Here is a 24,399-nt window from a genome sequence, read left to right on the forward strand (position 1 = left end):
TTCTTAGCCTCCAAAATCAATTCTTAATATGTCACCTATGATTTTAATTCCCTGAGTAATCTCTCTTTCCTTCAGCCTGGAAAATCCTAACCGCAATGTGTCCTTTCCACTACCGTCCGTGTAAAAAACATCACCTGGCAAAAAAACAACACCCTTTTGATAGCATTTTTCTAAAAGACTTCGTGAATCGATGTTATTTTCTAGTTCTAAAAAAAGATGAAGTCCGCCGTCACCAGTCATTCGTTTATAAGGAATGGCTTGTTGGCAAGTATGAACAGCTAATTCATATTTTTTCTTATAAACTGATTTAGCTTTTTTTAGATATTTCTCAAAGCAGCCGTCATTTAAATATTGGAATAACACTGCTTGATCTAATGTAGACGTATGAATAGTACGAGCTCTTTTCATACTTTCCAAGTAATAAATCAAATCCTTGTCTGCTAAAATCCACCCAACTCGTAAGCCGGGAAAAAGAATTTTAGAGAAACTGCTAATATAAATTACATTGTTGCCGATTCCTGCAAAGGCAGCCAACGGTGCAAGATGTGATCCTGAATACCGTAATTCTTCATTAAATCCATCTTCAACGATAGGTAGTTGATAGGCAGAAAAAAGATCCATGATCTCCTTCCTTTTCTTTGAAGACGTAACGATTCCAGTTGGATTATGATAAGACGGGATTAAGTAGGCAAAATCATATTCCTTTTTTGATAAAAACGATTCAAGCTTAGAAACATCGATACCGTCATCATCCATCTCAATTCCATCAATATCAAAACCATGTAATCGAAACAGTTTTAACGCCGTATGATGGGTTGGATTTTCACAAATAATCCGTCCGTGCTTTTTATTTATAGAGGATAAAAGGAGATCTAAGCCTTCCGTGAATCCATTGGTAATCAAAATATCTTTATTTCTAATGTCAACACCTTTAATTTCCATATAATGAAGCAAGTATTTGATCAGTGGTTTATAGCCTTTGGCATATCCATAATTAAGAACAATGTCTCCTTCAATGGACATCCGATTTAAGAAAGCTCTTTTAAAATTCTCTACATCAAAAAGCTTTTCATCGGGGGCGATACTATTAAAGGAGATCATATCATGATTCCAACGTACTCCATGCTTCATTAGGTCCAATTCATCTGCCAAATAGGTCTGCTCATTGATTTTTTCTGTCCAATTCAATTGGATCGATGCGGATTTCAAGGTCTCCACATGACTGACAAAGTTTCCTTTTCCTTTTACCGCGTAGATAAGACCTTCCTGTTCCAAATCGGCATAAGCTGTTAGAACTGTATTTCGGCTTATCGATAGTAACGAGCTGAGTTCACGAGTGGATGGAAGCTTTTGATTCTCGAGCAAGTGCCCGTTTGTAATCATTCTTTTCAGATATTCCTTCAGTTGAATATAGACAGGACGGCCTTCTATAAGCTTAAAATCGTTAAACATTGCTTTTATCCCCTTTCTAACATTTTTACAGGTTTGGAATGATTCCAAAAGGTCCACGCCATATGTAATTTTCCGGTCTTGTGGTAGGGTGCCGAAGGATTTAATCAAACATTTAATTTAAATTAATTTTTGTACGTCAGGCATATTAACAGGTTCAGCCATTTGATCAAGCGTTTGGTTAGTTTTTGTATACCAATCATGCCAAGAGCCATAAGAATTAAAACAAACGTTTAATTAATTTTTAGAGAAGAGAAATTTGCATAAATAGAAAGACTCCAGTACAACACCGGAGTCAACTAGTAACAACTTAAAGCGGGACAAGGAGCCTGTCCCCCTGTCCCTAGAAAATGCTTAAATCCCAGCTATTGGATATTTGTTTTAGTAACATTAAACCGGCTACACTGCTCCCATAGTCATCAACGGCTGGACCATAAATTCCAATTCCACATCCCTCCATAAACGGGGATTCTTCGGTTCTAACACGATTGGGAACGCTTGCCATAATTCCACCGGATACTCCGCTCTTTGCTGGCAGGCCGATAAAGGCAGCAAATTTTCCTGAAGCATTATAAATACCACAGGTTAACATTAAACTTTTGGCTATCCTAGCTAATTCTTTAGGAAGAACTTGCTCTTTTCGGATTGGATGGTAGCCATCATAAGCAAGGACTAAGCCGATTAATGCAATGTCTTCGGTATTTACTTCGATTGAACAATGCTTCAAATAAACCTCTAATGCTAGTTCAACGTCCCCTTCTAAAAAACCCGTCTCTTTCAAATAATTAGCAATCGCTTTATTTCGATAGGCCGTTTGCCATTCTGACTGGAATACTTCCTCATTAAATGTTGGACGTTTTCCGATCATTTTCTCCATTAATAAATAGATCGGTTCTAATTTATCGTGCGCAGTATCTCCCGGAAGAAGTGAAGAAACTGTAATGGCTCCAGTATTAATCATGGGATTAAAAGGCTTTCCAGGTTTATGCATTTCCAAACGAACAATGGAATTAAAGGGATCACCAGTTGGTTCTAAGTCTACTCTTTCTAATACATAAGGAATTCCATAGTGCAAGCACACTGCGATAAAGCTAATCACTTTGGAAATACTTTGCAAGGTAAACGTAACATTCCAATCACCAGATTTAATCATTGTCCCATCTGGTCCTATGATACATATACCTAAATGTGATGAGTTCGCTTTTTCCAACGCAGGAATGTACGCCGCATTTCTTCCCTTCTTAGTAAATGAGCGATAATGCGATACCCATTCATCCACTAATTTTATATATTGGTCCTCGTTTCGAGCTTTAGTAGTTTTTGTTGTATTTTCCATCTTTCTCAACACCCCACCTTTTAGAAACCTAGATATATTTCCTCCTTCTAGCTTATAATCCTTTCTGCATGAAAAGCAAATGGATTATGATGACTCACAGGAATTCTAAAAAAAGCGTACAAAATAATTTATTTTTCAAAAACACTTTGACAATCATTTTTATGTCTGTTACAATTTATCCCAATAAAAGCATACAAATTCGTTGATGAGAAAAAGTATCGTTTCGTCTTGATCCACAGAGAGCTGACATTTTGGTGCAAGTCAGTGTTCGAGTGTTACGTGAAAATCCTCTCTGAGAAGTTAGGCTGAAACTTATAGTAAGTCTAACCGGGCGTCTACCGTTAAAAGGAACACGTATGATTGTACGTTGCTAAGTGCTATTGAGCGGATCAATAGAATTAGGGTGGTATCGCGGTTAACCCCGTCCCTTTACATGGGACGGGGTTTTTTGTATGTTTTTAAACCATTTTTGAATAGGAGCGATATCGATGAAAGTGAATGAAAGGAAGGAACCGGTTGTACAGCGGGAGGAGAATATCCGTCACTTTTGGACAGAAAATAATACATTTAAACAGTCTGTTCAATTAAGAAAAGATAAGACACCTTTTGTTCTTTACGAAGGACCGCCAACTGCAAATGGTCTTCCCCATGTAGGTCATGCCTTTGGGAGAACAATCAAAGATGTGGTCGCGCGTTACAAAACCATGCAGGGATTTCATGTAGAAAGAAAGGCTGGCTGGGATACACATGGTCTGCCGGTCGAGCTAGGTGTTGAAAAACAGCTAGGGATATCTGGAAAACAAGAGATAGAACGGTTTGGTGTGGAGCCTTTTATCAATAAATGTAAGGAGAGTGTGTTTACCTATGAGAAGAAATGGCGCTCCTTTACGGAAGAGTTAGGTTATTGGGTAGATATGGACAGTCCTTATATGACATTAAGCAATGAGTATATCGAAAGTGTATGGAATATATTAAGCAAAGTTCATAAAGATGGTCTGTTGTATAAAGGGCATCGTGTATCGCCATACTGCCCGAGCTGCCAAACTTCTTTAAGTTCCCACGAGGTCGCACAAGGCTATAAAGATGTGAAGGATTTATCGGCTACCGTAAAATTTAAACGGCTTGATGCGGACGAAGAATATTTCTTAGGGTGGACAACAACACCTTGGACATTGCCAGCAAACGTTGCACTAGCGATGAATCCAACATTGACATATGTCCGTGCCCAAAAAGAGAATGTAGTGTATATTGTTGCCAAATCATTAGTAGAAAAAGTCCTCGGTGACCAGGTCATGGTGTTAAGTGAACATAGTGGCAGCGAATTTGCAGGAATACAGTATGATGCCCCATTCCATTATGTGGCTGTCGAGAAAGGACATCATGTCGTTTTGGCAGATTACGTCACTGAAGCGAGTGGAACAGGGATTGTTCACATTGCCCCAGCTTACGGTGAAGATGATTATAAAACAGTTAAGCAACATGATTTATCTTTTATCAATGTTGTTGATCAACAAGGACGTTACACAGCAGACGTTTCTGATCTAACAGGGAGATTTGTCAAGGACTGTGACGTCGAGATTATTAAAATGCTTTCAGAAAAAGGAACGCTTTTTCATAAAGAAAAATATGAGCACAGCTACCCGCACTGCTGGAGATGTGACTCGCCATTACTTTATTACGCAACGGATAGCTGGTTTATCAGGATGTCAGCCCTAAAGGAGCAAATGCTGGCGAATAATGCCACCGTTACTTGGTATCCAGACCATATAAAAGAGGGACGGTTCGGGAATTTTCTTGAAAATCTCGTTGATTGGAATATAAGCAGAAATCGCTACTGGGGAACACCTTTAAATGTTTGGATATGTACTGATTGTCATCATGAAGTGTCTCCCGGCAGTATCAAGGAACTACAAACCCTAGCAGCAACGCCAGTATCAAATGAGATCGAGCTGCATAAGCCCTATATTGATGACGTACAGTGCAGCTGTCCGAAATGTAACGGGGTCATGCAACGAACGCCCGAAGTCATTGATGTGTGGTTTGATAGCGGCTCGATGCCATTTGCTCAGTATCACTATCCATTTGGAGATAAAGAAACATTTTCATCACAATTCCCTGCCGATGTCGTTATTGAAGGGATTGACCAGACGAGAGGATTTTTCTACAGTCTGCTTGCTGTTTCTACCCTATTTACCGGTAAATCACCGTACAAAAACGTTTTATCACTTGGACACGTACTTGATGAGCATGGTCACAAAATGTCTAAAAGCAAAGGCAATGCGTTAGATCCCGATGAACTCATAAGGGAATACGGTGCGGATGCACTGCGCTGGGCCTTCTTAATCGATAGCTCGCCATGGAATCCAAAACGCTTTTCGAAAAAGATAGTCCAGGATGCAAAATCAAAATTGGTGGATACGCTGGATAATACGTATAAGTTTTATGCCATGTACGCGAAAATAGATGGTTTTGTCTATGATCCAAAGCAGACTGGTACGAAAACAATCTTGGATGATTGGATCCTCTCACGACTAAATAGCACAGTCAAGCTGGTTGTAGACTTTATGGATCGTTATCAATTTACACAAGCAACACGTGAGATTGCAGCGTTAGTCCATGAATTGAGCAATTGGTATGTCCGACGCTCAAGAAACCGATTTTGGGCATCCGGACTTTCGGACGATAAACGAGGTGCTTATTCAACATTATTTGAAACACTTTCGACAATCAGCCGTTTGCTGGCTCCATTTGTTCCATATGTGGCAGAAGATATCCATTTGATGCTGCATCAAGATAGTGTTCATTTACAGGACTATCCCAAAGCTAACGACTCCATGATTCATCCTGATTTAGAAGAAGACATGCAAACAATCCTAAAAATAGTGGAGCTTGGCCGCAGTATTCGCAATGCTTCAGGCATGAAGGTTAAGCAGCCTTTGCAGCAAATGATTGTATGGTGCAATGATGGAAAACGGCTTTTACAGGCCTATACTAACATTATGAAAGAAGAGCTAAATGTTAAAAATGTTATTTTTACAAAGGATTTATCACAATACGAAGCGACTGTCTTTAAATTAAACTTCAAAACGGCAGGAGCGGCGTTTGGCAAGCTGGTTAATGCTGCGAAAGACTATGTCGATCAAATGCCAGATAGTGAGAAAAAGTCATTATTAGAAGATGGTCAACTTGAAATCGCTGTAAATGGACAAAAGGTAACATTATTGAAAGAGCATATAAATGTCGAATATATCGTTTCATCTGGCTTCGAGATGGCGGGAGATCAGCAGTTAAAAGTACTATTAGATTTAAAACTCACACCATTATTGGTGGAGGAAGGTCAAGTTAGAGAATTAATCAGGGCGGTTCAAGATACTCGAAAAAAATTAGATTTACCTGTTGAGATGTATATATCACTCGATATTTCAACAACGGAAGAGAGTAAAGAAATCATTCAACGCTTTGAGGAACTGATCAAGGAAAATGTGCTTGTTCACCAGATTAGCCTTGGCAAGTTAAATGATGGCGAACAGTTTTTTGAAGTAAAATTTGGAGATGAGATAGTAAAGGTCTCTTTGAGGTATTAATTTATCGCATAAAAAAGAGGCACTGCAAACAGTTATATGTTGTGAACTGTTCGCAGTGCTTTTTTAACTCAAAAAACTTTGTACTTGATTAGGTACATCTTTATTTGGTTCCAGTAATTTAAACAATCGTTTGTTTAGTGTTGATCTGACAGTCATGGCAACTCTTCTAGCATTTTAATCAAACGTTTGATTTGTTTTTTTAACCAGACACTGCTATGGCTCTAAAGATTTAATCAATCGTTTGGTTAGTTTTAGAATGCCAGATATACCAACGCCTTCAGTGATTTAATTAAACGTTTGGTTAGTTTTTTGGGGCGGTTCTTATGCCTCTTATAGTGAAGCAGGAGAACCGTCCCCTTGCTTCTTAAAAAATGAAGGCTGTCCTCAAAAATCGATTTTCATCAACTTTTGGGACAGCCCCTATATTCTTATTTATTCAAATAAAAATGAAGTGGATATGTACGATAGCTTGCTGTCGGCATTTTTTCAGTTGTGTAGAAGCCTGGAGCAGCTTGAATTAAATCAGGGATCCGGTTAACAATTGTTGCACATGTTAATTCTACCGTTGCCGGATTAGAGATTTTCACTAATGTTTCCGGCTCGCCTTGAATCACCCAATCATTACAATCCTTCTCACCTTCAGCATACACCTTACCGATACATTCACTTACAATTACCGGCCCTTGATGAGTTACAGTCGTTACCACAGCTGACATTCCTGTCGCATGACCAGCAGGAATTGTTTTCCCTAATGTTTCTGAATATAAATCTGTATCATGTGTCATTGGCACCAATTTCTGATCCTGAGATTTAATGGTCCAGCCAAATTGTGAGCATAACCATTCATTTGAATTTCTCATAAAGGATGGGAGATCATTATTGCTAGCAATTTGTTCTTCAAACTCTGCTAATGATAAGCCTGCTCCATGCACCTCGGCGAGAGCAATTCCGTAATGTTCGACATTATAGCTAGATTCACCCTCGATACGAACAATATTATGTGTAGCACCAGCTAAAGTTGTGATTAAGTTGCCCCAGAAAACATCCTGATAGCCAGATCCTGTTAACGTACAATTATGCTCTTTGGCTAATCGGTCTAAACGATTCGTAATTTCAGGAGAAGTTGTCCATGGATAAAAGGCTTCTTCGCAAGTAGTAATGGCATTTACTCCATGACGAGCAGCTAATTCAAAAGCATCTAGCGTATCTGTCATTAAACTTTTCGTCATAATGATACATACATCTGCATCCGTTTCATTGAATACTTGCTCAGCATCACTTCTAACAGGGATATTTAGCTTAACACCTAATCCAGCTACCTCACCAATATCCTTACCAATAAGAGCCGGATTTGCATCAATAGCTCCAACAATTTCTGCACCCTTTTCATACAGATAACGCAAGCTAACCATACCCATTTTTCCACAACCATATTGAATAACACGAACTTTTTCTAGCATCATTAATCCCTCCATTGTTTGCTCGGTATTTCACATGATAATATGCTTTATAGAATTCTATAGTTATATCGTAAACCCTATTGTAACAATAGGGTCAAGCGTTGTTAGAGATTTTTTTTACGGGAATTTGCAGCTTCATAATCATATGGCGTTCTGCATGTGTCCACTCAGGCAGTTCAATAATAACCTCACAAATATAATCTCCTGCAATTTCTAGTTTGTGCTCCTCTATATAATCGATTAATTTAAATGCATAATCCTGCTCATTCGAAAATTGATCGCAGTAAATCGTTACGTATTCTTGAGCGGGAAGAATCTCAATCCCTTGTATTTCGGAAAAATGAGCATCAACAAGCATAAAAATTTCTGTAGATGTAAGCTTCCTCTGCTTAATCGTTTCCATACGTGTAATGGAGCCAACATTGCAAAAATACGAAGTTGGAAACTGATGAATAAGTGCCTGATTCCTTAACTCTCTTAAAATATATTCATAGGTTTCTAAATGGTCTTCATAAATATTTTTTTTACCGTCATAGCAATATATTTTTCTTTCAGGAAGAACTATTCGCTCAATTATGCCCATATTTTGAATTTGCATATATGTTTTATAGTTTTTAGATGCTACCTCTAGTGTTCTTTTCATTTGCGTCAGATCATTCATCTTTTGACCAATCAAATGAATTTGTTCATCTAGTAGCTTAGAAATAGACTTAGCATCCTCTTTGGTAAAAAACTCCAACATTTCTTGCAGTGTAAAACCCATATACTTTAGATACTTTATAAAATCAAGACTTGCACACTGCTTAATACTGTAATATCGATAGTTTGTTATTGGATCAGTGTAGCTTGGTGATAGAAGCCCTATTTTATCATAATGATGTAAGGTTTGAACCGAAACATTATTCAGTTTCGCCATTTTCCCAATTGAAATCTTTTCTAGCATATTTAGGACCTCTTTTTATTGTTTTATCAAAACAAATACAAAGACTCTGGTAAGTAAATTTCATGATGTATTAAACATGTACAGCTTTATTTTAATCCCTAAAACTGGCTTAGTCGAATAATATTTCCATCTATTTGAATGTTACTATTTTCAAACACTTTAAAGCATCTACAAGTAATAATGTAGGTGCTCTTATCACGATAATACTTCTTCATTTAGTTCCTGTAATTTTAAGCAATCGTTTGTTTAGTTTTGAAATGCCAGATATACCAACGCCTCCAGCGGTTTAATCAATCGTTTGATTTGTTTTTATGGGGAAGTTCAGCCGGCGTGGATATTAATTCTCATTTAGATGAATTAACCAAATGATTATATTCTTCTTCAATCAAATGAATATCTAAGCGATCAAACAATGGTAAAACGGACTCAATTTTACATGGCAGTTGTGATTGTTCATGCCATTCAACCGTTAAGATGCCTAACATTTTTCGAATTTTTTCTGAGGAAAAGGGCAAAAACGGCTGCAGTAATTGGGCTAAATTCGAAATGATATACGTACACGTTGCTAACGTAACATCGCCCTTAATAGGATTATCCTTTATTTGAATCCAAGGTTGTTGTTCATCAAAATAACGGTTTACACCACGAATATATTGGAAAATTCCCTCTATCGCTTTTTTAAAATGCCCATTTTCAATTAAGTCTCCTGAAGTGTTGAAAAGTTCGATTGTATTTTCCTTAATCTGCGTTTCTACTTCAACTTGCGGTATTCTGCCACCAAACGATTTTTCAATAAACTTTAACGTGCGATTAACGAAATTTCCATATGCCCCAAGCAGCTCACCATTGTGACTATAAATAAATTCACGCCATGAGAAATCGGTATCGCGATTTTCTGGAGCATTGATTGTTAAGAAGTAGCGAATAGAATCCGGATCATATTTGCTTAACATGTATGGGACCCAGACCGCCCAATTTTGGCTCGTTGATAACTTTCTTTTCTCCAGTGTCAAATATTCATTCGAAATAATATGTGTCGGTAAAGCATTGCTTTTAATCCCCATTAGGATAGCGGGCCAAATAACCGTATGGAATGGGATATTATCCTTCCCGTGTACATAATAAGAAACTGTATCTTCATTCCATAACTGTTCAATACTTTCACCATTTTGTTTAGCCCATTCTAAACTGGCCGTCAAATATCCCGAAACTGCTTCGATCCAAACATAAATTTTCTTCCCTTTAAATCCTGCAACTGGAACATCCACACCATTTGGCAAGTCTCGTGTAACGGCTCTATCTGGAACGCCTTCTTGCAAGTATCTTTTCGTTAACGCCACAGCATTTTCCCGCCAGCGATGATCCTCATCCGCTTTATTGATGAAGTCTTCTAACTCCTTTTGAAATTGGCTAAAGGCAAAATAAAAATGCTCCGTTTCCTTAATAATTGGCTCATTTCCGCAAATTTTACAGCGTTTTTCAAGTAAATCAAGCGGGTCGAGAATTTTTGAACAATTATCACATTGATCTCCTCTCGCCTTTGCCCCACAATTAGGACAAATCCCCTCTACAAAACGATCCGGCAGAAACTGCTTGTCGTGATCACAATACGCTTGCTCAATCTTTTTCGGATATAAATAACCATTTTCCAATAGTTTTAAAAAGATGTTTTGCACGGATTCATGATGATGCTTGGCATCCGTTCTTGTGTAAAGATTATAGGTAAATCCTAACTTTCTAAAACACTCAGTAAACTCCTCATGGTAACGGTTGGCGATTTTCTCTGTTGTGGTATGTTCTTGATTAGCCCGAATCGAGATCGGTGTGCCATTACAGTCACTTCCTGAAACGTAAAGAACTTTTTCACCTTTTTGTCTGTAATACCTTGCTAAAATATCTCCTGGCAATAATGCCGCAATATGACCCAGATGTAACGATCCATTGGCATATGGCCATGCCCCTCCGATTACAATTGTCATTTTGTATTCCTCTCAAAAATAAAATAAAAAAACGCCCTAATCATTACGATTAGGGCGAGGTTACTCGCGTTACCACCTACATTTACAAATAGCTCACACTATCTGCCTCCATCAGTACGTCTTTTTAAGAGATACTGTTGCTGTAATAACGAGTGCCATTCCCGTCGCAGCCTACTTGCTCTTAGCGTTCGGTACGAAGCTCAAAGGTCATTTTCAAAAGGGTTCATTTACTTCATTTCCACCATCAGAAGCTCTCTATCAAATACCACCCAATTTACTTTTCCTTATCAAAGCCTTTAATTTCAAAATTATATGAACAATTATATAGTATATGCAAAGGGGAAGCAACGGGACGGTTCTTATGCTTCGATTATTTAATCCTTTTCATCTTAAGTATTCCAAAAACTATTGGAATAACAGTGCCAATAATCGTGATCGGTAAAAACCATATTCCAAACCTGAAACCCCAGCCTAAAGCAATGGAAATAGATTCAATTAAGATGAGCGAAAAAAGTATGAGACAGATATTTTTTATCTGATTAACAAGTTTTCGGCTATTTAAATAAAACTGTTCCGCGTTCGATTCATTAAATCGTTTAGGATAATTATGTACATCAGGGAATTTTTCTAAAACAGTCATAAAAAGAGCAATGAATACCCCCACAACAGGTAATATAAAAAGTTCCCCTTTTGATCCCAAACGATCCACCTCACCTGCAGCATTGTAATGGGCAGGCACTTCATCCGGAAGTGTTCTCCAAACATAAAGTAAAACAATGATCGATCCAAAATAACATAAATATCCGATAAAATCCCATATCCATTCACTCTTTGACTTTGGAATTTTTAATTTAGGCCTACCCCAATAATTTGACATAATCATTTTCCTTCCTTAAACAGTTTTCAAGAACTAAATATTTCTTTCGTTATGGATTTACCCAATTATGAATATAATTCCATTATAAATTATTTTTTACAGTTATGGTTGATCCTTTCATTAATCTATACCTATCTAAAATATACTGTGTTTCTCATATAGACGTACAACGATTCAAATATCCCAGGAGCATTTAGATGGTGTAACGGTGTACTGATTGTTAATAAAAAAACGCCAACTTCCAAGAAGATTGACGTTTTTTCATTTTATTATTTTTATATTGCCTCTTTTAATCTTTTTTCGAATAGAATTAATCATTAGGAATTTAAATAGTCGTCTTGTTGGGGGGAAAAGCAATAAAAAGCCGCTAATGTCGGTAATAAAACCCGGTAATAGCAAAAGGATTCCGCCAATTAATATACATATGCCATCTAATACAGCCTCACCTGGAATTTCACCATTTCTTAGCTGCTCCTGAGCCTTCCGAATCGTTTGCAAGCCTTCTCTTTTCGCTAAATATGCTCCAATTACGCCAGTCAAAATAATGAGAAGTATTGTCGGCCAAACTCCAATTGTTTTTCCGGAAAAGAGGAGTAAACCTATTTCTGCTGCAGGAATAGCAATAAACAAGATAATTAAATACCGCATAGAGAGATCTCCTTCTAATCAGTTTGATTTCATTATACAGGTATAACTGTTTTATTGAAAATTCCTTGATTATTAATTAATATTCCCTATTCTCATGGTTATCCAATTATTCGATACAGTTCATCAAGCTGGTGGATTTGATACGTTGGAACAATCTCCGTGTCATTTGTTTTTTTATCGGGGTTGAACCAACATGTGTCTAGCCCCGCTTGGTGCCCGCCTTTAATATCCGAGCTTAAGGAATCTCCAATAATTAATGTTTGCTTCGCAGAAAAGTTAGGAATTCGGGCAAAGACATAATCAAAATACTCCTTCATTGGCTTTTGATAGCCTGTATCCTCGGATACAAAAATACCTTTAAAGATTGGATGTAATCCTGACGCACGCAAGCGCTTATCTTGTGTCTTGGAAACCCCATTTGTCACAATATATAAGTCATATTGATGTTGCAGGTCTGTTATTAATTCAAATGCTCCATTCACAAGCTGATGTCCATCTTCTAAGTAACTGCGATAGCTTTTTTCCAATAATGCCCCATCCACTACTTGACCGTATTCCTTAAATAATAGTGAAAAACGCGTATTCACTACCTCATCACGACCAATTTTTCCTTCTTCAAAAGACTTCCAGAGGCCATGATTGATCTTTTTATAATGGGATTCCATTTCAGTAGTTAAGGGCATACCTTTCTCCTCAAAAAGCATGCGCAGCGCTTCCTTTTCTGCTGCAGTAAAATCCAATAATGTATCATCTACATCAAATAATAAAGTCCGATATTTCTTCATAATGCTCTCCCCATACTCTGCTTTTGTATTACGATATGAAACCGTGAAAACTATTTTAGATCGTCTTAGCCGGCACCTGGTTCTCACTTTTACCGCCTATTTTAAATACAATAATACCGCCGACTATGACCAGTACACCGATCAATTGCTTGGAAGTAAACGGAACTTTATCAAGCCCTAGCCACCCTAGCGAATCCAACAATAGGGCAAAACCTAGTTGTGATGTCAAAACAATGGAAATGGCATAGGTTGGACCAAGATGCCTTATCCCCTGCACCACACAGGTTACTACGCCTACTCCGATTATACCGGCGAACCAGTACCAAGGCTTCATGTTTTCCAAGATAAATAAATATTTTCCTTCAAAAATTAAGCCTATAATCAGTGAAGATAGAAAACCCAAGCCTAATACTAATGAAGTCGTTGTCCAAGTTCCTTCATGTTCATTGACCTTACTGTTAAAAATATTTTGCATACTTACAAGCGAACCTGCGATAATCGCGAATACTATTCCTAGAATCATAATCTTTACTCCCTTTATCTAGTGCTTACTAGCATAGTGCAATGAATGAGTTTATTCGTAGATATTATGACCTGCAATTGCACTTAATCCTTCCCTGTCCTTAACAAGGATAAAACCATTGTTCCGCTCAACCAGACCCTCTTTACAGAACTGTGCGATGACGCGATTTAGATGCCGATAACTGGTTCCAATTAAATTTGCTGCATCTTTTATACTAATACTTAGTTGACCATTACATAATGAATCAGATTCATCAAAGGAGACAGACAAAAGATAACTAGCCAATCGCACTTCCACCGGATACATCAAATTGAAGCTCAAAGAAGTAGATTTAATGGTAAACTTTTTTGTAATGATGTCTAGCAAAAATTGCAGCAGCGGCGAATGGTCCTTTCCGTAATTTTCCAACCAACGATAGTGTATACCGATCATCATGACAGACGATACGGCCTCAACCGTATTGATAAAATCAATACCCCGTACGTATTCAACATCCCCAATCACTTCAAGAGGTGTTTTAAATGAGAGGATAAGTGTTTTGCCTTCTGGAGAGGTGGTAGAGATTTTAATTTTTCCTTTAACAAGTACATATAGATACTGTGAAGGGTCACCTTGGGAACAAATAAGTTCCCCTTGCTCAAAGCTGTACAGCTCTAAATATGGCAGTAACGGTTCATTGAATATCGATTCAATTTGATAGGCCTGTATATATTGATCTATTTGCTCCTGATCTTTCATTTTTTTCATTACCAATTTCTCCTCCAGCCTGGCACAGTCTCAATCTAGAATATTCGTACTCTTAGAACTTTAGGATTACCACACCAGCAATCATCATTCCGATCCCGATGAACTGTGGCAGTCTCATCTTCTGTTTCACAACTCCAAACCATCCGGTACTATCAATAATAAATGTCAGACACAACTGGGCTATTAACATAGCAGATACGGTCAGTGTAACACCTGTATGCTGAATAGCGGTAACATTACTAAAAATAATAACCGCCCCTAAGGCCCCGCCAGTCAAATATAACGGTTTCACTTGCTTAAGCCTTTGCCAATTTCCGTCCCGAACAAACATTAGAATAAATAAAGCCAATAGGAATCCGGTTAAATGGGTAATCACCGCCGCCTGCCAAGTACCAATATCTTGGCTAATCCTGGTAATCACTACACCTTGCAGGGTAATAAAAGCCCCGCCTAAAAATGCAAATAAACTCCCTTTCACAGTTTCTCCTCCTAGTTTAGATCTCTCTTTTATTAAAAGATATAAACATAGTTTAAGGAAGGACATATGTCCTTCACGCAAAAAAAGGTCAGCCCCCCGCCACTTTCATGCAGCAGAGGACTGACTACGAAATTCGCAATTTTTGTCAATCGATTAGTTAGTTAACACTTTCTCGTGTATACCATTGGTAGACAAAATGGTTACCATTTTTATTCAATTTCAATTTCCTTTCTGCGTCCTATATACCACTTGTAAAACAATCCAGCAAATTCTACTGGCACATCCTTAATCCCATTATGCTGTATCGGTTTTGCTCGATTAATCGTCTCTATTGAGGCAAGGCCTATCCACTTTTGAAAAATATTCCGGGTTACTTTTACTTCAATCACTTTATCTCGTTTGGAAACAAATAAAGATGTGGTCAGACTGCCTGTTTTGAGTTGAATAAAACGATCATTCAAAATATATTGGGTATGTAAGAAATCTAACCATCTTGCTGCAACGATCACCATTAACAGAGCAGCCGATATAATCCACCATGCTTGCTCTATTCCTAAAACAGCTGGCTTAAAATAATACAGAGCAGCAGATGCTATCATCCATATCCAACTTGGGCTAAACACGCGAACCCATAATGATTTTTTAGGGAGGCGCTTCATCTTTTGTGTAACTTCATAAGCAGGTAAAATTTCCGATACCATATCATAGGCACGCCCGACCGGAAGGAAAGGATACAGTGAATTAATTTCATGTGTCTCTTCCCCTAAACTTAAGCTCCCAGCACTAGTCAGTTTCACTTCAGCAAAGCCTAGCAATCTTTTCAGAATGGACTGTTTTATTTCAATTGCTTGCACTTTTTCTTTTGCAATGGAAAAGGCCGTTTCATCGAGGACGCCTTTTGTAATGTAAATGCGATCTTGGTCGGAGGAAATTTCATACTTTCCATATTTTAAAAATGTCCGCGCGATTCCGAAACCCACAGAAGCTATGATGAGAACAATTACGATGGTTGTAACAATCCACCAAGAACCGATGATAGAGAAAAAAATCCCCTTTGTTTGTTCCACCACATGAAAGATATCATCCACTTTGGAATAAAAAGAAAGCAGTAAAGGGATGAAGAGGAGAAAGCTTAAAGAAGTAAAGCTGGCTTTTAAGATATCCTTTTTCATTGGCTTAAAATGAATGGTTCGGTTGGAATCTTCCTTTTCCACAGCCATTTCCGAAGGATTCAGATTCATAGCATCTTCGCGTACGACACTTGCTATATATTCTTCCATTCGCTCTGCTTCTTTTTTGGAAACTACTTCGTATTTAACAGCGGCTTCTTCACCTGGCATTCCTGTTTCAAAGCTGATGGAAGTCACATTAAACATCCGATGAAATAGAGAGGTATGACTGTTAACATTTTGAATTTTTGAAAATGGAATAGTCCGCTCCGATTTGCTGAAAATTCCTTTGTAAAGATAAAAACACCGATCATCGAGCGCATATTTATGGGTGAACCATTTTAAAGTAATGTAAATAAACGATAGTCCACAAACTATAAAAAAAAGCAGCCTGCCATATGTAATAAAGAGTGATTGTGAACCTGCCTTGATTACAAACAAAAAAATAAAAATGAAAAAAATGTTCTTTAGTAGCTGCCATAGATCAAAAAGCATAAGAAGTGGGTGGTACCGTTTTACTTTTGTCATGACTCCACTTCCTTAATTTTTGCATAATGAGCAATTTGGTTCCTTAACTCAATGGCAATCTCTTTCGGAAGGGCAGGTATTGTGTGAGAGGAGCCCATCGTTTCAATGGAAACAGAGCAAAGCCTATATTTTCTGAGCAGCGGCCCTTGTTTGGTTGCTACTGATTGTATTTTGGTCATTGGGACAAGTTGATGCGTTTCATTTACTACACCTGATTTTAATTGCAAAAACTCTTCATCGACATCATAACGCCAATTTTTATAAAGTAAAAACGGACTAATCCATGACCAGACTGCACCTAACACAGCGATTGGGAGCAGTCCCTTTATAATCCAGCCAATCCATTCTTTCCATGAAAAACGATAGTCCAGATAGAGTAAAATCCCAAGGATAATGAATCCAATTACATTCAAAATCGTTTCACTTATAATCCATACTTTCACCGCATCCTTAGATAATCGTTTTTGAGGTTCATTCATTTGAGGATACATAAAAATCACCTTCTGTCTTTAGATGACGAAATGCTAAGTTAGACATTTAGCTATTCATCTAGAAATATGTCTTCGAGCGATGGTTCTTCCACTTCAACACGAAGAACATCTGCCCTGCATTGCTGAAACGCTCGAATTATTTCAGCAATTCTTTTCTCATCTTTTACCGTGATAGTTAAATAAGGATCGTTCATTTCTATATCTGTTCCAGCTGACTCGAGCCACTGATGTAAGTTCATTTGTTCCGATTTCGGCACTGGTGAATGCTTGATCTTAACCTTGATGGTCGACCGATAGAAGGATCTAAGTTCATCCATTGTGCCGCTATTGACTATCTCTCCTTCTTTCATAATCGCAATTCGGGTACACAGCTTCTCTACTTCAGCCAGATTATGGGATGTCATAAATATCGTCTTCCCTCTTTTTTGCAGCCCGCGAATTAGCTTATGGATATGAATCGCAGATTCTGCATCTAAACCGGAAGTGGGTTCATCAAGGAAAATGAGCTCAGGATCATGGATGATGGCTAGGGCAATCCCTAATTTCTTTTTCATTCCAAATGAGAATTTAGCTACTTTTTTTCGAGCATCCGATTCCAGCCCCACTAACTTTAGAACCTCCAAACACCATTCCTTTCCGGCCGCCTTTCCTGACAAAGCCGAAAGATATTTTAAATGCTCCATTGCGGTTAAAGAAGTATATAAAGTGGAGTAATCCGGCATTACCCCAACTCGTTTCTTTACTTGATCATTGGGACCTTTAACACTTAACAGTGAGTATGTGCCAGAACTTGGTTGAATAATGCCGGTCAACATGTTAATAAAAGTGGATTTACCTGCTCCGTTACGACCTAAGAATCCAAAGATTTCTCCTTTTTCTACGATAAGATCAATTCCTTTTACGATTGGCACTGATCCATACGATTTCTTCAGTTGTGTTGTTTCGATGGCGATCATCAGCATTCCCTCCTTTTAAAAATGAAATTGGCGAAAAAGAGCATGATACCTGACAATATAAAAATCACTAAAAAAGAAAAGTCTTCTCGCTCCAAATAATAAAAGGGGGTAAAAAACTTCGTCCAGCTTACCCAGACATTTGATGTAAGCACAACCCAGAATCCCAAAATCGGAAAAGCCAATCCAAACACAATTCCCAAAAACATCGTAAACCCAGGCTTAGGAATTAGGACAGAAAGCAGGATAGTGAAGGATATTTGAATGGTTACTAAACTTATAGTCTGAGAGAAAATGAAAAAATCGATCTTCTGTGCAAAAATACTGATAAGCAAGAAGGAAACCGTCAAACAAATAAACCAAAACATCCAAATACCGAAAAACTTCCCAAGTAAAATGGAGGTTCTTGACGTTCTTGTTACTAAAAATCGCATCGTGCGTTCGTGTGTCTCTTGGTTAATTGTATCATGGGAGAGTCCTGCTATAAATAATTGGCCTAGGAGTAACAACAATCCCAAAAGACCAACCGTATGAATATTTTCAGCTTCTTTTGCTGAAAGATTAATCCCCGACATTAAAAAATCAGCGAACTTTGCTGAATAATAGGAAGTTAACAATAAAATCGCAATGACTATACACGATTTAACCCCTTTGAATAGGCTTATAAATTCCCTTTTACCGATTACATACATATTTGAATTCCCCTTTCTACTTTCATTCTACTATTAATCTCTTTTATCGATTTACCATCATTATATTTTTTCTTTCTTAAGCCACTCGAAAATCCACCTTAATTTTTCCTTAATTCCTAGATTTTTTACAGCTGAATGATATGATAATTTATAGATTGAAATAGGATAGGAGTTTCTTTATGCACGAACCACAATTATTAATTGTCGATGATGAGAAAGCCATTTTACATATGTTAACAACGATTTTAAAAAAAGAAGCATTTAACTTTATTGATACGGCAGGTACAGCTGAGGAGGCGCTTACCTTATGTCAAGCCAAACGATATGACTTAATTCTTTTGGATGTGATGCTTCCAAATCGCAGCGGTTTTGAAATTTGCCCCCTCATTAGGGAAACGACCGATGCCCCTATATTCTTTCTGACAGCTCGGTCTACAGATTTAGATAAACTTTCAGGCTTTGCATTAGGCGCAGATGATTATATCACAAAACCCTTCAATCCCCTTGAAGTCGTTGCAAGGATTAAAGCCCATTTACGTCGTCACACTGGAAAAATCACAAATACTTCTAAACCGTTTTACCAATTTGGACCCCTCCATGTAAACACACTCTCTGGGGAAGTGAGCGTAAATGGAAGGACAGTAGAATTTCCAGCACAAGTCTATCAGCTCCTTCTTTTCTTCTGTAAACATCCAAATCAGCTATTTAGTAAAAACCAGCTTTATGAGAAAGTGTGGGGCGAAGAATTTCTAGGTGAGGATAATACTGTTATGGTCCATATTAGAAAGCTTCGGGAAAAAATCGAGGACAATCCTAGTAAGCCGCGTCATATTGTTACCGTAAGAGGGCTTGGCTATAAATTTGTACCTGATGGTGGCAGCCATGAACATCCATAAACGTTTTATTGTTCAATTTTTTATCCAGTTAATCCTTGTTTTTATCCTATTTTTCTTTCTATTAATCTTCATTTGGGGAATCATTGGCCTATCGATTATGAATAATGAGGTTACCCAGGATCTATCTAAGGCAGATGACTCTTTTTTTTCTAATAGGATTACGATTCATGAAAATAAAGCAACATTTGATAATGAATTAAAACAGCTCGTAGCGAACCAAAACGGATGGCTCCTTGTCCTAACTCAAAAAGGCGATGTCATCGGATCCTACCATGCACCTGAACAAGTCCCGACCCAGTTTACACAAAGTGAGGTGGCTGCTTTACTGCTGCAAGATAGCTCCGCCTCTGAAGAATACACGCATTGGCTGTTAAAAGAAAAATATCCTCAGCCATACTTGATTTTATTCGGAAGAAAGATTACGGAAACTAGATTATTAAACGAAATTAAGTCAAATATCGATTGGAAAAATCATCAGCTTCATCTTACCTCTGCCACTCTTCAACAATTGAATGAAGAAAATGGCTGGGCACAATTGATTGATCCAAATGGTAAAGTAGTAGATCAATACGGTACACATAAGGAACCCATTACATACTCGATTCAGGAGCTTCACAGCATTTCAAAGAAAAAACAAGACTCCATTGACGCTTACTTTGATGAAAAGTCAGAACAAACAATCATTGTTGGCTTAGATGATACTAGTTCAATCCAAAATCTTGAAGTAAGCTTGGCTAAAACGATGAATAAAGGTTTCGTCGTCATTCCTATTTTATTATTTCTGCTATTGTTGATGGGTACATTTTGGTATGCACGGAAATTCGGGGTTCCATTGATCATGATGATGAAATGGATTCAAAATCTTGGTAATGGTTTATTTGAACAGCCGCATGATCTCCATCAACGCCCGATGATGTTAAATAAAAAGGGAAAACTAAAAAGGAAGTATCGTTTGTACAAGGATCTTATTGCAACCCTTTCACAATTAACAGAGATACTAAAACAAAACGAAGCACAACGGCGGAAAATGAAACAAACCCGGGAAGAATGGATTAGCGGTCTTTCCCATGACTTGAAAACGCCGCTTTCCTCCATTTCCGGTTATGCGCAAATGCTTGAATCCGAAAATTATTCTTGGACAGAGGCGGAGACAAGGGAATTCGCGGGAATTATAACGGAAAAATCAGCATATATGATGAACTTACTTGAGGACTTAACATTAACCTATCGCTTAAAAAATCAGGCTTTGCCAATTGCAAAAGAACAGGTAGACATGAATGAATTCATCCGTCTAACTATTATTCATTTCATCAATGATCCAACTAATAATGATAAAGAATTTCTCTTCAAACCGTATAATGGGACTATTATGGCATCGATTGATCCCAAATGGTTTCAACGAATTATTGATAACCTGCTAGCGAATGCCATCAAATATAATCCTTCTGGTACGAAGATTACGGTAACGATTTCATCTATTGAACAACATCTTATGATGATTACCATTGAGGATGATGGCATCGGCATGGACAATGAAACACTCAATAAACTCTTCCACCGCTACTACCGGGGCACCAATACAAGCGACTCCGGCAGCGGAACTGGACTTGGAATGGCCATCACCAAACAATTGGTACATCTACACGGAGGCTCCATTAATGTAAAAAGCGCGCCTCAAAAAGGCACAACCGTTCGAATTATCCTTCCCCTATTAATAGAGGAAAATATTAAAAACCCGGGGATATAATCAAGAGACGGCTCTTATGCTTCTAAAAAATAAAGCATAAGAACCGTCCTCTTGCTTCTCCTCTCTCCCTTTTAATCACCCCTTACTATAAAACTTTATTTAATCATCCCACACGATTTGTAAAACAAACAAGATACACTATTTTGAAATTCAACAATATATTAATCACCAAATGCAAAGATCAGTTCAAGCTCGCAAACCAATTCGCCGTCAACAGTAGCAATACCTTTCCCTTTTCCGATAGGACCTTTTAGACGAGTGATTTCAACCTCAAGATGAAGTTCGTCTCCTGGTCTTACTTGCTGTTTAAAACGACAATTATCTATACCTGCTAAAAGCCCTAATCGTCCTTGGTTTCCTTCTTTAGTTAGCATCACAACTGCACTTACTTGAGCTAACGCTTCTACAATTAATGCACCTGGCATAACTGGGAAATTAGGAAAGTGTCCATTAAAAAAACCTTCATTTGCTGTTACATTTTTAATACCAACTGCTCTTTTTCCCTCTTCTAATTCCAGAATCCTATCTACTAAAAGAAATGGATAGCGATGTCTAATTATATCTTTAATTTTTTGAGTATCATACAAAATTAAAGCCTCCATTACCAATACTATATTTTAATAATTTATATTCCAAGTTAAAACAAGCCCTAAATGTGTAAGTCCTCCTCCGAAGCCATAGAGCAATAAAGTATCTCCATTTTGAACTTTTCCTTCTTCAATTCCTAGATTTAGTGCTAGTGGAATAGAAGCAGATGAGGTATTCCCAAAATACTTCATACTAGTTAAAGTTTTTTCAATAGAAAAACCTGATTTTTCACAAATGGATTCAATCATCCTTAGATTCGCGCTATGTGGTATAAACCAGTTAATATCCTCGATGTCTAATTCTGTCTTAAGTAATAATTCTTGTATTCCTATTGGTAAAGTACGGGCTGCCCATTTGTATACTTCCCTTCCATTCTGAACCATCTTTCCAGATTTATTTAATGGTTTATCTTCCATAGTAGTTGCAAACGTTGTTCTATATACATGAATACCACCTTCTCCATTCGTTCCCATATGGCTAGCCAAGAAACTAGGATTTTCCTTATCATATTCGACTAGCATAGCGCCAGCACCATCTCCGAATAAAATACAGGTTGTTCTATCTTTATAATCAGTTACTTTTGATAAAGTCTCGGATGCAATAACTAAAATCTTTTTATGTGCTCCGGAAGTAATTAAATTGTTAGCTAAGTGTAAAGCATATGTGAAACCTGCACAGGTAGCATTTAAGTCAAAAGCTCCTGTACAAGGGATATTAAAGTGACTCTGAATTTGGCATGCCACACTAGGAAATGCATAGTCAGGAGTTGTCGTTGCAACTATAATACAATCAACATCCTGTATATCTTTATTATATTTTTCAATCAAATTTTCAATAGCATTGATAGCTAAATGAGAAGCAAATTCTTCATCTCCTGCTATTCTTCTTTCCTTCATGCCAGTCCTCTGAACAATCCATTCATCATTAGTATCTACCATCTTTTCTAAGTCTTCATTTAATAATTTTTTTTGAGGAACATGGGTACCAATAGCTGTAATACGGGCTTTTGATTTAATCATTATATTTCACCTCATTTTTCTTTTATTATATCACCTAGTATTAGTACCTAGTATAAATTTAATGATAAAAATTGTAAATTGACAATAAAAAGTTGGTTGATTTATAAATACACATAACCCCGTTCTGAGGAAGAACGGGGTTAAATAATAATTGTATAGTCACCAAGGGGGATAAGAAAAAATAACCTGGGTAGAAAATTCACTAACCAGGTTACTTAATCAAAACTGAGTTGTATGAGTCAAATCAAAACATGCTCTTAAGAATCTTGTAACATCGAAATCTTTCATGAAGAAGGAATAATAATAGAAAACCGTGTTCCTTTTCCTTTTTCGCTTTTTATTTCGATATCTCCGTTTAGTTCTTTAATAATACCGTATGAAATCATAGTGCCTAGTCCGGTTCCCTTTTCTTTTGTAGAATAAAACGGCATAGCGATTCGCTTGATTTCCTCAGGCGACATTCCAATTCCTGAATCAATAATATCAATTACAATATTTTTCTTTATCTTTTTCACATTAATTCTTAGTATCCCTCCATTAGTCATGGCTTCAATCCCATTTTTTGCAATGTTAGTTAAACACCGTTTTATATTAACGACGTTGGCATTGATATAAAGAGAACTAATAATATCGCTTTCAACTTTAACATTATGAAGGCTTGCCATCGGTAAAATAGTATCAATTACTTGATGGACAATTGGTCTAATATCTAATATTTCTTTCACAACAACTTGTGGTTTTATAAGGGATAAATAATCGTTAATAACGAGTTGTGCTTTTTCTAACTCCATGAGCATAACTTGGATATACTCAGGCTTATGTGTTTCGGAGATTTCGTTTTTACTAAACATTTGCATAAATCCATATACCGATGTCAGCGGGTTTCTTATTTCATGAGCTATAGATGCAGCTAATTCACTAGTCACAATAAATTTTTCTGCACGGTGAATTTTTTCTTTCATCTTAAACCTTTCGATCATTCCTTCAATTAAGTAAAGAGATAACAAAACAGTAAGAATATTGATTACTATATAATTGGTTAAAAAGTGAATAAAATCAGGTTGAACTTTAGCGCTTAATCGTATTTGGCTCATTATAGCGAAGATGGAAAAGGAAATAGTACAAATAGTAAGAAGCAATGTGCTGAACAATATTATTCTTTTTTTAAAATAATCAGCCAGAAAATATTGTAATGCCATAGTTATAGAAGTAATCATAAAATATATTATAACTGCAGGGAAAAATCCGTTTCCACCCAAATAAAAACGGTAAGAAAGAAATACAAAGGTAATAAAAATAAAGCTCCTAAAACCACCATAGAGCACGGCTAAAAGGATTGGGATAAGCCGTAAATCATAAATGTAACCGGAATTAAACTTAAAGGGGAACGTCATACAAAGAACGATCGCAATAGATGCAAGAAAGGAAATTAATACATCATTACGTGCTTCTTTTCCATCTTTATCTAACCAAAATATTTGGTAGAAAAATATACAAAGGATAATAA

Annotated in this window: 21 protein-coding genes and 2 other annotated features; of the genes, 3 read left to right on the top strand and 18 right to left on the bottom strand. The window is 37.2% G+C overall.

Features of this window, described 5'->3' with window-relative positions; genetic code table 11:
- Positions 1 to 3 precede the first annotated feature (3 nt).
- Both V7150_RS05270 and V7150_RS05275 read right to left on the bottom strand, forming a co-directional pair.
- On the bottom strand, positions 4 to 1,452 hold the full coding sequence (locus tag V7150_RS05270) for a PLP-dependent aminotransferase family protein (protein WP_335514467.1): 1,449 nt from the start codon (positions 1,450 to 1,452) through the stop codon (positions 4 to 6).
- A gap of 340 nt (positions 1,453 to 1,792) precedes the next feature.
- On the bottom strand, positions 1,793 to 2,785 hold the full coding sequence (locus V7150_RS05275; RefSeq protein WP_335514470.1) for a glutaminase: 993 nt from the start codon (positions 2,783 to 2,785) through the stop codon (positions 1,793 to 1,795).
- Positions 2,786 to 2,978: 193 nt separating this feature from the next.
- Positions 2,979 to 3,217 (top strand) — a binding site (T-box leader).
- Between the two features lie 56 nt (positions 3,218 to 3,273).
- Between V7150_RS05275 and ileS the strand changes: the two genes are divergently transcribed.
- Positions 3,274 to 6,369, top strand: a complete 3,096-nt coding sequence (ileS, locus tag V7150_RS05280) for an isoleucine--tRNA ligase (RefSeq protein ID WP_335514473.1) — start codon at positions 3,274 to 3,276, stop codon at positions 6,367 to 6,369.
- 428 nt (positions 6,370 to 6,797) lie between these two features.
- Here the strand turns inward: ileS and V7150_RS05285 are convergent, their stop codons facing one another.
- The 13 genes from V7150_RS05285 to V7150_RS05345 form a co-directional block, all read right to left on the bottom strand.
- Positions 6,798 to 7,829 carry an NAD(P)H-dependent amine dehydrogenase family protein gene (locus V7150_RS05285; protein WP_335514476.1) on the bottom strand — a complete coding sequence of 344 codons (1,032 nt, stop codon included), beginning with the start codon at positions 7,827 to 7,829 and terminating at the stop codon, positions 6,798 to 6,800.
- Between the two features lie 94 nt (positions 7,830 to 7,923).
- Positions 7,924 to 8,772: a MerR family transcriptional regulator gene (locus V7150_RS05290; protein WP_335514480.1), complete on the bottom strand. Its 849-nt coding sequence runs from the start codon at positions 8,770 to 8,772 to the stop codon at positions 7,924 to 7,926.
- 344 nt (positions 8,773 to 9,116) lie between these two features.
- A complete protein-coding gene (gene metG / locus V7150_RS05295; RefSeq protein ID WP_335514482.1) occupies positions 9,117 to 10,751 on the bottom strand; it encodes a methionine--tRNA ligase in 1,635 nt (544 codons plus the stop codon).
- Positions 10,752 to 10,798: 47 nt separating this feature from the next.
- Positions 10,799 to 11,051, bottom strand: a binding site (T-box leader).
- A gap of 70 nt (positions 11,052 to 11,121) precedes the next feature.
- Positions 11,122 to 11,628, bottom strand: a complete 507-nt coding sequence (locus V7150_RS05300; protein ID WP_335514487.1) for a DUF1648 domain-containing protein — start codon at positions 11,626 to 11,628, stop codon at positions 11,122 to 11,124.
- Positions 11,629 to 11,889: 261 nt separating this feature from the next.
- Entirely contained in the window at positions 11,890 to 12,276 is a 387-nt protein-coding gene (locus tag V7150_RS05305; RefSeq protein WP_335514489.1) for an FxsA family protein, read from the bottom strand.
- 98 nt (positions 12,277 to 12,374) lie between these two features.
- Positions 12,375 to 13,061 carry a YjjG family noncanonical pyrimidine nucleotidase gene (locus V7150_RS05310; protein WP_335514492.1) on the bottom strand — a complete coding sequence of 229 codons (687 nt, stop codon included), beginning with the start codon at positions 13,059 to 13,061 and terminating at the stop codon, positions 12,375 to 12,377.
- 55 nt (positions 13,062 to 13,116) lie between these two features.
- Positions 13,117 to 13,584: a DMT family transporter gene (locus V7150_RS05315; RefSeq protein WP_335514495.1), complete on the bottom strand. Its 468-nt coding sequence runs from the start codon at positions 13,582 to 13,584 to the stop codon at positions 13,117 to 13,119.
- A 51-nt stretch (positions 13,585 to 13,635) separates the two neighbouring features.
- A complete protein-coding gene (locus tag V7150_RS05320; protein WP_335514498.1) occupies positions 13,636 to 14,331 on the bottom strand; it encodes a Crp/Fnr family transcriptional regulator in 696 nt (231 codons plus the stop codon).
- Positions 14,332 to 14,383: 52 nt separating this feature from the next.
- Positions 14,384 to 14,809: a DMT family transporter gene (locus V7150_RS05325; RefSeq protein ID WP_335514501.1), complete on the bottom strand. Its 426-nt coding sequence runs from the start codon at positions 14,807 to 14,809 to the stop codon at positions 14,384 to 14,386.
- A 209-nt stretch (positions 14,810 to 15,018) separates the two neighbouring features.
- Positions 15,019 to 16,506, bottom strand: coding sequence for a PH domain-containing protein (locus V7150_RS05330; protein WP_335514504.1), 1,488 nt, complete (start codon positions 16,504 to 16,506; stop codon positions 15,019 to 15,021).
- Positions 16,503 to 16,997: a PH domain-containing protein gene (locus V7150_RS05335; protein ID WP_335514508.1), complete on the bottom strand. Its 495-nt coding sequence runs from the start codon at positions 16,995 to 16,997 to the stop codon at positions 16,503 to 16,505. Before V7150_RS05335 ends, V7150_RS05330 begins: the two co-directional genes overlap by 4 nt.
- Positions 16,998 to 17,047: 50 nt before the next feature.
- Entirely contained in the window at positions 17,048 to 17,953 is a 906-nt protein-coding gene (locus V7150_RS05340) for an ABC transporter ATP-binding protein (protein WP_335514511.1), read from the bottom strand.
- On the bottom strand, positions 17,953 to 18,642 hold the full coding sequence (locus tag V7150_RS05345) for a hypothetical protein (RefSeq protein ID WP_335514515.1): 690 nt from the start codon (positions 18,640 to 18,642) through the stop codon (positions 17,953 to 17,955). Before V7150_RS05345 ends, V7150_RS05340 begins: the two co-directional genes overlap by 1 nt.
- Before the next feature lie 179 nt (positions 18,643 to 18,821).
- Between V7150_RS05345 and V7150_RS05350 the strand changes: the two genes are divergently transcribed.
- Complete coding sequence (locus V7150_RS05350) at positions 18,822 to 19,538, top strand: response regulator transcription factor (RefSeq protein WP_335514518.1); 717 nt, start codon at positions 18,822 to 18,824, stop codon at positions 19,536 to 19,538.
- Positions 19,525 to 21,285, top strand: a complete 1,761-nt coding sequence (locus V7150_RS05355) for a sensor histidine kinase (protein ID WP_335514521.1) — start codon at positions 19,525 to 19,527, stop codon at positions 21,283 to 21,285. The genes V7150_RS05350 and V7150_RS05355 overlap by 14 nt, the downstream gene beginning before the upstream one ends.
- A 161-nt stretch (positions 21,286 to 21,446) precedes the next feature.
- Here V7150_RS05355 and fabZ read toward each other — a convergent pair whose 3' ends face one another.
- From fabZ to V7150_RS05370, 3 genes are all read right to left on the bottom strand, one after another.
- Positions 21,447 to 21,872 carry a 3-hydroxyacyl-ACP dehydratase FabZ gene (fabZ, locus tag V7150_RS05360; RefSeq protein WP_335514528.1) on the bottom strand — a complete coding sequence of 142 codons (426 nt, stop codon included), beginning with the start codon at positions 21,870 to 21,872 and terminating at the stop codon, positions 21,447 to 21,449.
- Positions 21,873 to 21,902: 30 nt separating this feature from the next.
- Positions 21,903 to 22,889 carry a ketoacyl-ACP synthase III gene (locus V7150_RS05365; RefSeq protein ID WP_335514532.1) on the bottom strand — a complete coding sequence of 329 codons (987 nt, stop codon included), beginning with the start codon at positions 22,887 to 22,889 and terminating at the stop codon, positions 21,903 to 21,905.
- A 287-nt stretch (positions 22,890 to 23,176) separates the two neighbouring features.
- Positions 23,177 to 24,397 carry an ATP-binding protein gene (locus tag V7150_RS05370; protein WP_335514523.1) on the bottom strand — a complete coding sequence of 407 codons (1,221 nt, stop codon included), beginning with the start codon at positions 24,395 to 24,397 and terminating at the stop codon, positions 23,177 to 23,179.
- Positions 24,398 to 24,399 lie beyond the last annotated feature (2 nt).

Source organism: Neobacillus drentensis (genome assembly GCF_036965245.1).
In the GTDB taxonomy this organism is placed as follows: Bacteria; Bacillota; Bacilli; order Bacillales; family Cytobacillaceae; genus Neobacillus; species Neobacillus drentensis_G.